The following is a 13,475-nucleotide window of genomic DNA, read 5'->3' on the forward strand; positions in this document are numbered from 1 at the left end:
GGCTTGCTCCCGAAGGCGGTATATCCGTGAAGGGTGTGTTGACTGACACACCGCCTTCGGGAGCAAGCCCCCTCCCACAGTAGATCTCCCACAGGTTGAGCTGAGCTTTTCCAGGGATTTTGAGGAGTGATTGCATGAGTGTTTTGCGCAACATGGCTAGCCTGCTGCTCGGCAGTGCACTGCTGTGCACCGGCCCCTCGGCACTGGCCGCCGGCAGCTACGCACTGACGGTATACGGCGAGGCTCCGAAGTATCCGGCGGGTTTCGAGCATTTCGATTTCGTCGATCCGCACGCGCCCAAGGGCGGTTCACTCAGTCGTGCGTCGATGGAAATCGGCCAGTACAACTACATCACCCCGTATGCCGATCAGGGCATTTCTGTGGTGCAGGTCAACGACTGGGTGTATGCGCCACTGGCGTTCCGTTCGCTCGACGAGCCGTACACCGTTTACGGGCTGGTCGCGCAACAGATGGAACGCGATCCCGAGGGTCTCTGGGTGCGCTTCACTCTGAACCCCAAGGCTCGCTTCGCCGATGGCACGCCGATCACCGCCGAGGACGTGCGCTACACCTTCAACCTGCTGATGACCAAGGGCAGCCTCAGTTATCGCCAGCAATACGCCGACGTGCAGGACGTGCTGATCGAAGGCCCACGGCAGGTGCGTTTCACTTTCAAGAACAACCTCAACCGCACCCTGGCGCTGGACCTGGCGACCCTGCGCGTGGTGCCCGAACACTGGTGGAAAACTCGCGATTTCGCCAACGGCGGCGGCTTCGAGCCACCGCTGGGCAGCGGCCCGTACCGCGTGAGCAAGGTCGATGCCGGGCGCAGCATCAGTTTCCAGCGCGACCCGGACTGGTGGGGCAAGGACCTGCCGGTCAGTCGCGGGATGTACAACTTCGACACGCTCACGGTGAATTTCTACGGTGACACCGACGTCGCCCGGCAGCTGTTGCAGGCCGGGGCGTTTGACTACAACCGCGAGTTTTCCTCGTCCGGTTATGTGGTGGGTTACGACAGTCCGGCGCTGCGTGACGGTCGCTTGCAGCAGGCGATCCTCGCTCCGGAAAAACCCACCGCCGCCCAAGGCTTCGTGTTCAACCTGCAAAACCCGATCTTCCAGGATCGCCGCGTGCGTCAGGCGATCAGCCTGCTGTGGGATTTCGAATGGACCAACAAGCAGATGATGCGCGGCTTCTACGTGCGCCAGAACAGTTTCTGGCCCAAGAGTGAAATGGCCGCCACCGCCCTGCCCGACGCCGAAGAATTGAAGATTCTCGAACCGCTGCGCGGACAGATTCCCGACGAGGTGTTCACCACGGTGTATCAGGCGCCGAAAACCGATGGCAGCGGCTACATCCGCGACAAGCAGCTGCAAGCTCTGAAGCTGCTCGCCGAGGCCGGCTGGACGCCGCAACACAGCCGACTGGTCAACGCCGCCGGTGAGCCTCTGGAGTTCACCTTCCTCGACGGTCAGGGCGGTTTTGATCGCATGCTGCTGCCGTTCAAACGCACCCTCGCGCAGATCGGCATCACCCTGAATCTACGGCGGATCGACTCGGCGCAATACGTCAATCGGCTCAACGCCCGGGACTACGACATGATCGTCACCAGTTTCCCGCGCAGTGGCGATCCGATCGTCTCCCCCGGCCGCGAGCTGTACAGCCTGTATGCCTCGCAAAGTGCCACGCAAGTCGGCAGTTCGAACTCGATGGTGCTGGCCAACCCGGCGGTCGATCAACTGATCGACGGGCTGGTCAAGGCCGACACCCGCGACGCCATGGTGCATTACGCCCGCGCCCTCGACCGGGTGCTGCAATGGGGTTACTACATGATTCCCAACTACTACTCCAAGGGCACGCCGACGGTGTATCAGAACCGCTTCGGCATGCCGCCGGTGCAACCGGCGTACGACGAAGGCCTCAACACCTGGTGGGAGGTCTCGGCCAAGCCGTTGACCACGCAACAGATGCACACCCAGCTCGCAGGGGGTCAGTGACATGCTGCGTTATCTGAGTCGACGTTTGCTGCTGATCATCCCCACGCTGCTGTGCATTCTGGTGGTCAACTTCGTGATTGTGCAGGCCGCACCGGGCGGCCCGGTGGAGCAAGCCATTGCCCGCCTGCAAGGTTTCGGCGGGCACGGCATGGGCGGCGGTGGCGAAGTCGCCGCGGTTGGCGGTGCCGGGCGCAGCAGCCGTGGCCTCGATCCGGCGCTGATCGAGGAAATCAAACACCACTACGGCTTCGACAAACCGATGCACGAACGCTTGAGGCTGATGCTGAAAAACTACGCCCAGCTGGATCTGGGCAGCAGTTTCTTTCGCGGCGCCAAGGTCACCGATCTGATCGTGCAGAAACTGCCGGTGTCGCTGTCGCTCGGCCTGTGGGCAACGCTGATCACCTACCTGATTTCGATCCCGCTGGGCATCCGCAAAGCGATCAGCAACGGCAGCGCGTTCGATGTCTGGAGCAGCACCGCGATCATCATCGGCTACGCGATGCCGGCGTTTCTGTTTGCGATGCTGCTGATCGTGGTGTTCGCCGGCGGCAGCTACGTCAACTGGTTCCCGGTGCAGGGGCTGGTGTCGGATAACTTCGACAGCCTCAGCACCTTGGGCAAGGTCGGCGACTACCTCTGGCACCTGGTGTTGCCGGTTACAGCACTGGTGATCGGCGGTTTCGCCACCCTGACCATCCTCACCAAAAACAGCTTCCTCAACGAGATCAGCCGCCAGTACGTGATCACCGCGCGGGCCAAGGGTCTGACCGAACGCCGCGTGCTCTACGGCCACGTGTTTCGCAACGCGATGCTGCTGGTGGTGGCCGGGGTGCCCTCGGCGCTGATCGAGGTGTTTTTCGCCGGTTCCTTGCTGATCGAAACCATCTTCAACCTCGACGGCCTCGGGCGCATGAGTTACGAAGCGGCGGTGTCGCGTGACTACCCGGTGGTGTTCGGCGCGTTGTTCCTGTTCACCCTGTTCGGCCTGTTGATCAAGCTGATCGGTGACCTCTGCTACACCCTGCTCGACCCGCGCATCGACTTCTCGGCGAGGACTGCCTGATGTTCACACTTTCTCCTCTGGGTCAGCGCCGGGTCGCGCAGTTCAAGGCCAATCGCCGTGGGCGCTGGTCGTTGTGGCTGTTCCTCGGGCTGTGCCTGATCTGCCTCGGCGGCGAACTGATTGCCAACGACAAACCGTTGGTGATCCGCTACCACGGCGCCTACTACTTCCCGATCCTCAGCGAATACCTGGAAACCGATTTCGGCGGCGAACTGCCGTTCCAGCCGGATTACGCCAGCGCTTACGTGCACGGGCTGATCGAGGATCAGGGCGGCTGGATGCTGTTTCCGCCGATCCCGTTCAGCTACGACACGGTCAATTACGACCTGACTGAACCGGCACCCAGCCCACCCTCATCGAGCAATTGGCTGGGCACCGACGATCAGGCGCGGGACGTATTGGCGCGGGTGATTTTCGGCACACGAATTTCGATTCTGTTTGCGCTGATCCTCACCGGCATCAGTGCGTTGGTCGGCATCGTTGCCGGGGCGTTACAGGGTTATTACGGCGGTTGGGTGGATTTGCTTGGGCAACGGGTGCTGGAGATCTGGTCGGGACTGCCGGTGCTGTATCTGCTAATCATCTTGTCCGGGTTTGTCTCGCCAAGTTTCTGGTGGCTGCTGGGGATCATGGCGCTGTTTTCCTGGCTGGCATTGGTGGACGTGGTGCGCGCCGAGTTCCTGCGTGGACGCAATCTGGAATACGTCAAAGCCGCGCGGGCGCTGGGGCTGACCGACAGCGAACTGATGTTGCGGCACATTCTGCCCAATGCGATGACTTCCACCCTGACCTACCTGCCGTTCATTCTGACCGGCGCCATCGCCACCCTCACCGCGCTGGATTTCCTCGGTTTCGGCATGCCCGCCGGGACCGCCTCGCTGGGCGAACTGATTGGCCAGGCCAAGCGCAATCTGCAAGCGCCATGGCTGGGGCTGACGGCATTTTTTGCCTTGGCGCTGATTCTGTCGTTGTTGGTGTTCATCGGCGAGGCTTGCCGTGATGCGTTTGATCCACGATCTTGATCCGAGGAGCTGACATGAGCGACAACCTGATTGAAATCCGCGACCTGCGTGTCGCCTTCGCCGGGCAGGAAGTGGTGCACGGTCTGAACCTCGACATTCGTCGTGGCGAATGCCTGGCGCTGGTCGGCGAGTCCGGCTCGGGCAAGTCGGTCACGGCGCATTCGATTTTGCGTCTGCTGCCGGGCAAAACCGTCAGCAGCAGCGGTTCGATTGCTTACAACGGGGTGAACTTGCTGCACGCCAGCGAGCAGCAGATGCGCGGTTTGCGCGGTAACCGGATTGCGATGATTTTCCAGGAGCCGATGACCTCGCTCAATCCACTGCACACCGTGGAACGACAGGTCAGCGAAGTGCTGGAGATTCACAAGGGCCTCAAGGGCCGCGCCGCCCGTGAGCGCACGTTGGAGCTGCTGGAACTGGTGGGCATTCGCGAGCCGTTGCAGCGTTTGAAAGCCTATCCGCATCAGCTCTCCGGCGGTCAGCGGCAACGGGTGATGATTGCGATGGCACTGGCCAACGAACCGGAACTGCTGATCGCCGATGAGCCGACCACGGCGCTGGACGTGACTGTGCAGCAGAAAATTCTCGAACTGTTGATCGAGTTGCAGCAGCGGCTCGGCATGTCGATGCTGCTGATCAGTCACGATCTGAATCTGGTGCGGCGCATCGCCCAACGGGTGTGCGTGATGCGCCACGGCGAAATCGTCGAACAGGCTGACTGCGAGACGCTGTTTCGCGCGCCGCAGCACCCTTACAGCCGCTTGCTGATCGAGGCTGAACCGAGCGGTGCGCCGGTGCCGAGTCCGTACCAGCACAACCTGCTGGAAGTCGATGATCTGAAGGTCTGGTTTCCTCTGCCCAAGGGCTTGTTCAGTCGTTCGCAGGCGTACATCAAAGCGGTGGACGGAGTCAGTTTCCGCCTGCAACGCGGCAAGACCCTGGGGATTGTCGGCGAGTCCGGTTCGGGCAAATCGACGCTGGGCCAGGCGATCCTGCGGCTGGTGGAATCCGAGGGCGATATCCGCTTCGGCAACAAGCAACTGAGCCTGCTCAATCAACGCTTGATGCGCCCCTTGCGGCGACAGATTCAGGTGGTGTTCCAGGATCCGTTCGGCAGCCTGAGTCCAAGGATGTCGGTGCAGCAGATCATTGCCGAAGGGTTGCTGACCCACGGCATCGGCACCGAGGCCGAGCGCGAAGCAGCAGTGATTCGCGTACTCGAAGAAGTCGGCCTTGACCCCAAGAGCCGTCATCGCTACCCCCACGAATTTTCCGGCGGCCAGCGTCAGCGCATTTCCATCGCCCGCGCGCTGGTGCTGGAGCCGGCGCTGATCCTGCTCGACGAACCAACCTCGGCGCTGGATCGCACGGTGCAGAAACAAGTGGTGGAGCTGTTGCGGCAACTGCAGATCAAGCATGGGCTGACCTATCTGTTCATCAGCCATGACCTGGCGGTGGTGCATGCGCTGGCCCATGACTTGCTGGTGATCAAGGATGGCAAGGTCGTGGAACAGGGTTCGTCGCGGGAGATTTTTGCTGCGCCAGCCCACCCCTACACCCAGGAACTGCTGAAAGCCTCCGGCCTCACGCCCAATGCAAATCCCTGTGGGAGCGGGCTTGCTCGCGAATGCGATATACCTGTGACATGAATATCGACTGACAGGACGCCTTCGCGAGCAAGCCCGCTCCCACAGGGGGAGATCGGTGGAGGTGGAAAATATTTTTCAGGCACTGCATCCAAACGCCTCCGTCACGGGTAGTCCCTGTAACAGCCCTCTTCGGCTGTCAGCGGTCTACCCCTTTCGGAGATAACACTGATGAATATCACTCAACTGATTGGCCTCACCGGTTTGCTCGCCCTGTCCTCGACAACCTTCGCCCAAAGCAGCTACCCCGATGCGATCAAAGTCCCGGAAGGCCACAAGATCGCGATGGAAACCACCGGGGTCGGCGAGATCACTTACGAATGCCGCGACAAGCCCAATGCCGCCGGGCAAACCGAATGGACCTTCGTCGGCCCGAAAGCGGTGCTCAATGATCGCAGCGGCAAGCAGGTCGGCACCTACTTCGGCCCGCCCGCCACCTGGCAGGCCAAGGACGGTTCGAAAGTCACCGGCACGCAACTGGCAGTCGCCCCGTCGAGCCCGGGCAACCTGCCCTATCAACTGGTCAAGGCCAACCCGGCTGAAGGCAAAGGCGCGATGAGCGGCGTGAGCTACATCCAGCGTGTCGCGCTCAAGGGCGGCGTAGCGCCAGGCAGCGAATGCACGGCAGCGAACAAGGGCAAGCAGGAAGTGGTGAAGTATCAGGCCGATTACATTTTCTGGGCGGCGAACTAGTTCCTTGATGTCCCTATGGGAGCGAACTTGTGGCGAGGGGATTCATCCCCGATGGGGCGCGAAGCGCCCCAAAATCCGGCAACTGCGGAGTCAAGAATTCACCGCAACCAACGGTTACGGCTGCTGTGCAGCCGGTCGGGGATGAATCCCCTCACCACAAAGGCTCGCTCCCACAGTAGAAGACTGTGTTGTCTGGATGTTTGCGGAATGTGAGCTAGATTGCACCCCATGTCTTTGCCTGAACCGTTGTTTGATTACGAAGCCCGCCTCGCTGCCTGTGCCCGCGGCGAGCAGTCGGCCCTGCGCGATTTGTACGTGCAGGAAGGCCCGCGCCTGCTCGGCGTGGCCAAGCGACTGGTACGTGACACGGCGCTGGCCGAAGACATCGTGCATGAGGCGTTCATCAAGATCTGGAACGCTGCGGCGCAATTTGATCCGGCGCGCGGTTCAGCGCGCGGCTGGATGTTCAGCGTGACCCGGCATCTGGCGTTGAACCAGCTGCGTGATCAAAGCCGGGAGACGCCGTTCAACGAAGAACACGATGCCGAGCCTGACGAGGACGCCTTCGATGTGCAGGGCCATTCGGCGCGCATCCATCGCTGCCTGGAACAACTCGACCCGCAGCGGCGACGCTGCATCCTCCATGCCTATGTCGACGGCTACAGCCACGCGCAGATTTCCCAACGGATGGACACGCCGCTGGGCACGGTCAAAGCCTGGATCAAACGCAGCCTCAACGCTTTGCGGGAGTGCATGGGATGACCACTGAATCGGCGCAGGAACGTGATGAACTGGCCAGTGAATACGTGCTCGGCACCCTGTCGGCGCCGGAGCGTGAAGCGCTGCAACAGCGCTTGCTCCACGACCCCGAACTGCAAGCGGCGGTGGATGCCTGGGAGCGACGCTTGCTCGACCTGACCGAATTTGCCGGGACGCAGCAGCCTTCGCCGCACTTGTGGCCGCGCATCGAGCGCAGTGTCGAGCGGTTCGCGCAAAAAGCGCCGGCTGCGCCGTCAACCTCGTGGTGGAATCTGCTGCCGCTGTGGCGCGGCTTGAGTGCGGCCGGCTTGGTCGCCACATTGGTTTTGGGCTCGATCCTGCTGACCCAGACCACGCCGAAGCCGAATTATCTGGTGGTGCTGGTCGCGCCGCAGGACAAGGCGCCGGGCTGGGTGATTCAGGCCAGCAATCCGCGTGAAATCCAGTTAATCCCGCTGGGCGTGGTCGAAGTGCCGGCGGACAAGGCGCTGGAGTTCTGGACCAAGGCTGACGGCTGGCAAGGGCCGGTGTCGCTGGGGCTGGTCAAACCGGGGCAGACGCTCTCGGTGCCGCTGGATAAATTGCCGCCGCTGCAACCGAATCAGCTGTTCGAGCTGACGCTGGAAGGCGCCAATGGCTCGCCGATCGGTAAACCGACCGGGCCGATTCAAGCCATTGGCCGAGCCGTCAAAGTGCTTTGAACCGGCGTCAACCGGCCTTGGCCATGCAGCGCTTGTAGCGCTCATCCACGCGTTTGGCGAACCACGCCGTGGTCAGCTTGCGGGTGATTTTCGGGCTCTGCAAAACGATCCCCGGCAACACCGCACGTGGCAAGGTCTTGCCTTCAGCCTTCTCGGCCAGTTCGAACACGCGCTGGTAGAGTTTGGTTTCTTCGAATTCCAGGGTCTTACCCTTCTCCAGTTGATCGCGAATGGTCGGGTTACGCATGCCCAGCGACTTGCCGAGGGTGCGCACCGCCAGTTCGGTGGTGCCAGGCATGATCGAGTCGTAGCGAATCAAGTCGCCATCCAGCGCCAGCGGGATGCCCGAAGCTCGGCTGACGGCGTTCTGGAACGCGGCATTGCGGCTGGCGTACCAGCCGGCATTGAAGTCGGCGAAGCGGTACAGCGGCTCGCGATAACTCACCGGATAACCGAGTAAATGCGCGATGCCGAAGTACATGCCGCCACGGCGGGTGAACACTTCGTGGCGGATCGTGCCGTCTACCGGGTACGGATACTCCTTGGCGTGCTGCTCGGCGAATTCGATGCTGACCTGCATCGGTCCGGCGGTGTGTACCGGGTTGAAGCCGCCGAACAAGGTGCGGCCCATCGGCACTCTGCCGATGAAGTCGTCAAAAATGGCGCTGAGTTCTTTTTCACTGCGTGCCGCGTTCAGGCGTTCGCTGTAGGTCTTGCCGTTGGTGGAGCGCACTTGCAGAGCGCCACTGACCAACAGACTGGGAATATGCACTTTGGCAGCACGACGGTCGATTTCGTCGCGGGCGATCTTGCCCAGGCCCGGCACCGTGGGGTCTACCTGGAAGGTGGATTCCTGCTCGGCCACGGCCAGCACCGAACACAGATTCTGCGTGGTCGGGCTGATGTTCTGCGCGGCGAACGCGGCGTAGATGTCGGTGGCCCAGCCTTGACGGTCGGGCACTTTGGCCGGCATCAGCCGCACTATTTCGGCCTTCACTTCAGCCGGCGCACGCGGAACAGGCTCCTGACTGCGCTGGCCGGCGCAACCGGCGAGCACCAGCAGCGCGGCGAGGGTAACGAGTAATCGAGGGGTGTGCATGGCGCTCCTTGGCGTGCATTGAGGCGGGTTCACCATACGATCAAAGGGGTGACGCAGGCTAGGACTGTGACCTTAGTGGTGAGGTGATTTATCCCCGATGGACTTCGCAGCAGCCTTCCAATATCAAAGCGGCCCGCTCCGCGCGCCATCGGGGATAAATCCCCTCACTACAGGTTTCCATTCGGATCGGGAAATTCAGCAAGATAAACTGATTGCAAAACGTTACTGCGAACTCCTATCATTTGCGCCTGGAGTCGTATTTGCGCAAGGAGTTCCCCGCGCCGTTCTAATTTTCTCACCGGCCGTACGCCTCCAGGTATCGACATGCCCGCTCCAGCTCGACTCGCCGTCCCGTTTCGCCCGACGCTTCTTGCCCTGCTGTGCTCCCTGACTGTCACCGCTCACGCTGCCGATGAAAACGGCAAGGAGCTGGTGCTCGACAACGTCAACATCAACGCCCAAACGCCAACGTCCAACGCCCTGCCCCCGGTCTACGCCGGTGGTCAGGTCGCCCGTGGTGGTCAGCTCGGCGTGCTCGGCAATCAGGACATGATGGACGTGCCGTTCAGCGCCGCGTCGTACACCGAACAGCTGATTCAGGACCAGCAAGCGGAAAACGTTGCCGACGTGTTGCTCAATGATTCGTCGGTGCGTCAGGCCTCGGGCTTCTCCAACCAGGCGCAGGTGTTCATGATCCGCGGCTTGCCGCTAAACGGCGACGACATTTCCTATAACGGCCTGTACGGCGTGCTGCCGCGGCAGATCATTTCCACCGACGCCCTGGAGCGCGTGGAAGTGTTCAAAGGTCCCAACGCTTTCATCAACGGCGTGACCCCGACCGGCTCCGGCATCGGTGGCGGCGTCAACCTGCAGCCCAAGCGTGCCGGCGACGAGCCGCTGCGCCGCTACACTACCGACATCAACAGCGAAGGTCGCATCGGTCAGCACTTCGATATCGGCCAGCGTTTCGGCGAAGACAACCGCTTCGGCGCGCGGATCAACCTGTCCCAGCGCGAAGGCGACACCGGCATCGATCACGAAAACCAGCGCTCGAAACTGTTCAGCATCGGCCTCGATTATCGCGGTGACGCGCTGCGTATTTCCGGCGACTTCGCCTATCAGAAGGAACGCGTCAACGGTGGCCGCAACTCGGTCAACCTCGGCACCGCCACGCACATTCCGGACGCGCCGTCGGCAGACACCAATTACGCGCCGAAGTGGGGTTACACCGACATCGAAGACACCTTCGGCATGCTCCGCGCCGAATACGACCTGAACGACAACTGGACCGCGTACGTCGCCGGCGGCGCCAAGCACACCCGCGAAGTCGGGCGTTACAATTCGACCACGCTGGTGGGCAACAACGGCGCCTCCTACACCACCGGCTCGTTCATCCCCCACGATGAGGACAACACCAGCCTGATGGCCGGCCTGAACGGCAAGTTCAACACCGGCGCCGTCAGCCACAAGCTCAATTTCGGCCTCAGCGGTCTGTGGGCCGAACAGCGCAGTGCCTATGATTTCGACCTGACCAAGTACGCCAACAACATCTACCACCCGGTGGAAACGCCGTCGCCGGTCGGCAATTTTTCCGGCGGCGATCTCAATGACCCGGGCATCGTCGGCAAGACATTCAACCGCAGCCTCGCGCTTTCCGACACCCTGGGTTTCTTCGATGATCGCCTGCTGCTCACCGCCGGCCTGCGTCGTCAGCAACTGGTGGTGCAAGGCTACAACTACGCCAGTTACGGCAGCGGCAGCCGCAAGTCGAGCTACGACGAATCGATCACCACGCCGGTCTACGGCATCGTGTTCAAGCCGTGGGAACACGTGTCGTTCTACGCCAACCACATCGAAGGCCTGGCCCAGGGGCCGACCTCGCCAACCAGCACCGGCGGCTTGCGCGTGACCAACGGCAACGAAGTCTACGCACCGGCCCGCTCCAAGCAGACCGAGGCCGGGGTCAAGGTCGACATGGGCACCTACGGCGCGAGCTTGGGCGTGTATCGCATCGAGCAGCCGAGCGACGGTTACTGCGAAATCAACAGCGCCACCACCTGCACCTACGTGCGTGAAGGCGAGCAGATCAACAAAGGCGTAGAGATGAACGTGTTCGGCGAGCCGATCAACGGCCTGCGCCTGATCAGCGGCCTAACGCTGATGGACACCGAACTGCGCAACACCCAGAACGGCGCCAACGACGGCAACCACGCCATTGGCGTGCCGAGCTTCCAGTTCAACGCCGGCGCCGATTGGGATGTACCGGGCCTGCAAGGCGTGGCGCTGAATGCGCGGATGCTGCGTACCGGCGGCCAATATGCCGACGCGGCCAACAACCTCAGCCTGCCAACCTGGAATCGCTTCGACGCGGGTGCGCGTTATGCGTTCAAGGTCTCGCAGAAAGACGTGACCCTGCGCCTGGGCGTCGAAAACCTGGCGAACAAGAAGTATTGGGAATCGGCGCAGGGCGGCTATCTGACCCAGGGTGAGCCACGGGTGGCGAAGTTGTCGGGCACTATCGATTTTTAAAGCTGAGAAGCCCTCACCCTCAAAAGCCCCTCACCCTAGCCCTCTCCCGTAGGGAGAGGGGACTGACCGCGGTGTTCTTTCGAGTCACGCCGACGTGTGCCACCGAGTCGAACTAAGGTTTTGAAAGGCACCCAAATCGGCTCCCTTTCCCCCTCGCCCCCTTTGGGGGAGAGGGCTGGGGTGAGGGGGCAAATTTCACTGTCACCAAATCTCCTGCCAAACACCCGAAAAAAGGCCCCACAGCCCCACCGCTGCGGGGCCTTTTTCCGTCTGACCGATCAACTGGCCACCCTTTCCATCTGATCCATACTTGCTGCACAGCCAACGGAGGACAGGCCCATGAACCGCAGTGACGTTCTGATCATCGGCGCCGGCCCCACCGGTCTGGTGCTGGCCCTGTGGCTGAGCAAACTGGGCGTGCGCGTGCGCATCATCGACAAGACCTCCGCGCCCGGCACCACCTCACGAGCACTGGCGGTGCAGGCGCGCACCCTGGAGTTGTATCGCCAGCTGGACCTGGCCGACACCGTGGTGCGCAACGGCCACAAGGTCGCGGCGGCGAATTTCTGGGTCAACGGCAAACCGGTCGCGCAATTGCCGTTGCAGCGCATCGGCGAAGGCCTGACGCCCTACTCGTTCATCGAAATCTTCCCCCAGGACCAACACGAACAGCTCCTGCTCGAACGCCTCGAAGACTATGACGTGACGGTTGAGCGCAACACCGAGCTTGTGAGTTTCGAAGAAACCGGCGACGGCCTCACCGCGCACTTGCGCCTGCCCGATGGCGAACAGGAAATCTGCCAGGCCTGCTATCTGGCGGGATGTGATGGCGCCCGCTCAGTGGTGCGCAAAACCCTCGACACCGGTTTTCCCGGCGGCACCTATCAGCAGATTTTCTACGTCGCCGACGTCAAGGCCAGCGGCCCGGCGCTGAATGGCGAGCTGCACCTGGATCTGGACGAAGCGGATTTTCTCGCGGTGTTCCCGCTGGCCGGTGAAGGCCGCGCGCGACTGATCGGCACGGTGCGCGACGAACGTGCCGACCGCGCCGAAACCCTGCAATTTGCCGACGTCAGCAGCCGCGCCATCGAGCACCTGAAAGTGCACATCGACGAGGTCAACTGGTTCTCCACCTACCGCGTGCATCACCGCGTGGCCGAGCATTTTCGCAGCGGTCGGGCGTTTCTCCTCGGCGACGCCGCGCACGTGCACAGCCCCGCTGGCGGCCAGGGCATGAACACCGGCATTGGCGATGCGATCAACCTGGCCTGGAAACTCGCCGCCGTGCTCAACGGCAGCGCCACGGCGAAGCTGCTCGACACTTACGAAACCGAGCGCATCGCCTTCGCCCGGCGGCTGGTGTCGACCACCGACAAGGTGTTCAGTTTCGTCACCGCCGAGGGGCGCATCGCCGATCTGCTGCGTACGCGCCTGGCCCCGTTTCTGATCCCGAAAATGGCCACGTTCGAGGCCAGCCGCGAATTCCTCTTTCGCACCGTCTCACAGGTCACCCTCAACTACCGCGGCATGCCGCTGAGCCAGGGCACGGCCGGCCACGTCCACGGCGGCGACCGCTTGCCGTGGGCGCATGATGGTGAGGGGGATAATTTCGAGCCGCTGCGCCAGCCCTGCTGGCAGGTGCACGTGTACGGCGACACCAGCGACGAGATGATCGCCTGGTGCAATGAACACCATCTGTCGCTGCACGTGTTCGACTGGCGGCCGGCGTTTGAAACGGCGGGATTGGGGCGTAACGGTTTTTACCTGTTGCGCCCGGATACCTATGTGGCGATAGCCGATAACAGCGCGGATCCGAAGGTGATCGAGCGGTACTTTCGGGATCACGGGATCCGACCCTACTTCAACTGCCCCTGACCCTACACAGTCCCAATGTGGGAGCGGGCTTGCTCGCGAAGGCGTCGTGTCAGTCAACCTATTCGTTGCTGATACACCGCATTCG

At 62.0% G+C, this 13,475-nt stretch carries 10 protein-coding genes; 9 read left to right on the plus strand and 1 reads right to left on the minus strand.

Going from position 1 to position 13,475, the window contains the following annotated elements; translation table 11 throughout:
* The first annotated feature begins 134 nt into the window (after positions 1-134).
* From QMX91_RS22130 to QMX91_RS22160, 7 genes are all read left to right on the plus strand, one after another.
* Positions 135-2,000, plus strand: coding sequence for an extracellular solute-binding protein (locus tag QMX91_RS22130; RefSeq protein WP_282413373.1), 1,866 nt, complete (start codon positions 135-137; stop codon positions 1,998-2,000).
* 1 nt (position 2,001) lies between these two features.
* Positions 2,002-3,066, plus strand: a complete 1,065-nt coding sequence (gene yejB / locus QMX91_RS22135) for a microcin C ABC transporter permease YejB (RefSeq protein WP_282413374.1) — start codon at positions 2,002-2,004, stop codon at positions 3,064-3,066.
* A complete protein-coding gene (locus QMX91_RS22140) occupies positions 3,066-4,088 on the plus strand; it encodes an ABC transporter permease (RefSeq protein WP_134785930.1) in 1,023 nt (340 codons plus the stop codon). The genes yejB and QMX91_RS22140 overlap by 1 nt, the downstream gene beginning before the upstream one ends.
* 14 nt (positions 4,089-4,102) lie before the next feature.
* The gene (locus QMX91_RS22145; RefSeq protein ID WP_282413375.1) at positions 4,103-5,737 is read left to right on the plus strand and encodes an ABC transporter ATP-binding protein; all 1,635 of its coding nucleotides are present in this window, start codon (positions 4,103-4,105) and stop codon (positions 5,735-5,737) included.
* Between the two features lie 168 nt (positions 5,738-5,905).
* Positions 5,906-6,427 (plus strand): DUF3455 domain-containing protein, encoded by a 522-nt coding sequence (locus tag QMX91_RS22150; RefSeq protein WP_027613866.1) that lies wholly within the window; start codon positions 5,906-5,908, stop codon positions 6,425-6,427.
* Between the two features lie 228 nt (positions 6,428-6,655).
* Complete coding sequence (locus QMX91_RS22155; RefSeq protein ID WP_282413376.1) at positions 6,656-7,189, plus strand: sigma-70 family RNA polymerase sigma factor; 534 nt, start codon at positions 6,656-6,658, stop codon at positions 7,187-7,189.
* Entirely contained in the window at positions 7,186-7,887 is a 702-nt protein-coding gene (locus QMX91_RS22160) for an anti-sigma factor (protein WP_282413377.1), read from the plus strand. Before QMX91_RS22155 ends, QMX91_RS22160 begins: the two co-directional genes overlap by 4 nt.
* A 7-nt stretch (positions 7,888-7,894) precedes the next feature.
* On the opposite strand, the gene QMX91_RS22165 is transcribed toward QMX91_RS22160, so the two are convergent.
* Positions 7,895-8,986, minus strand: coding sequence for a DUF1615 domain-containing protein (locus QMX91_RS22165; protein WP_282413378.1), 1,092 nt, complete (start codon positions 8,984-8,986; stop codon positions 7,895-7,897).
* Positions 8,987-9,310: 324 nt separating this feature from the next.
* On the opposite strand from QMX91_RS22165, the gene QMX91_RS22170 reads away from it, so the two are divergent.
* A complete protein-coding gene (locus tag QMX91_RS22170; RefSeq protein WP_282413379.1) occupies positions 9,311-11,515 on the plus strand; it encodes a TonB-dependent siderophore receptor in 2,205 nt (734 codons plus the stop codon).
* A 339-nt stretch (positions 11,516-11,854) separates the two neighbouring features.
* Complete coding sequence (locus tag QMX91_RS22175) at positions 11,855-13,390, plus strand: FAD-dependent oxidoreductase (protein WP_282413380.1); 1,536 nt, start codon at positions 11,855-11,857, stop codon at positions 13,388-13,390.
* Positions 13,391-13,475: the final 85 nt, after the last annotated feature.

Source organism: Pseudomonas sp. PS01299 (genome assembly GCF_029960145.1).
Lineage (GTDB): Bacteria > Pseudomonadota > Gammaproteobacteria > Pseudomonadales > Pseudomonadaceae > Aquipseudomonas > Aquipseudomonas putida_A.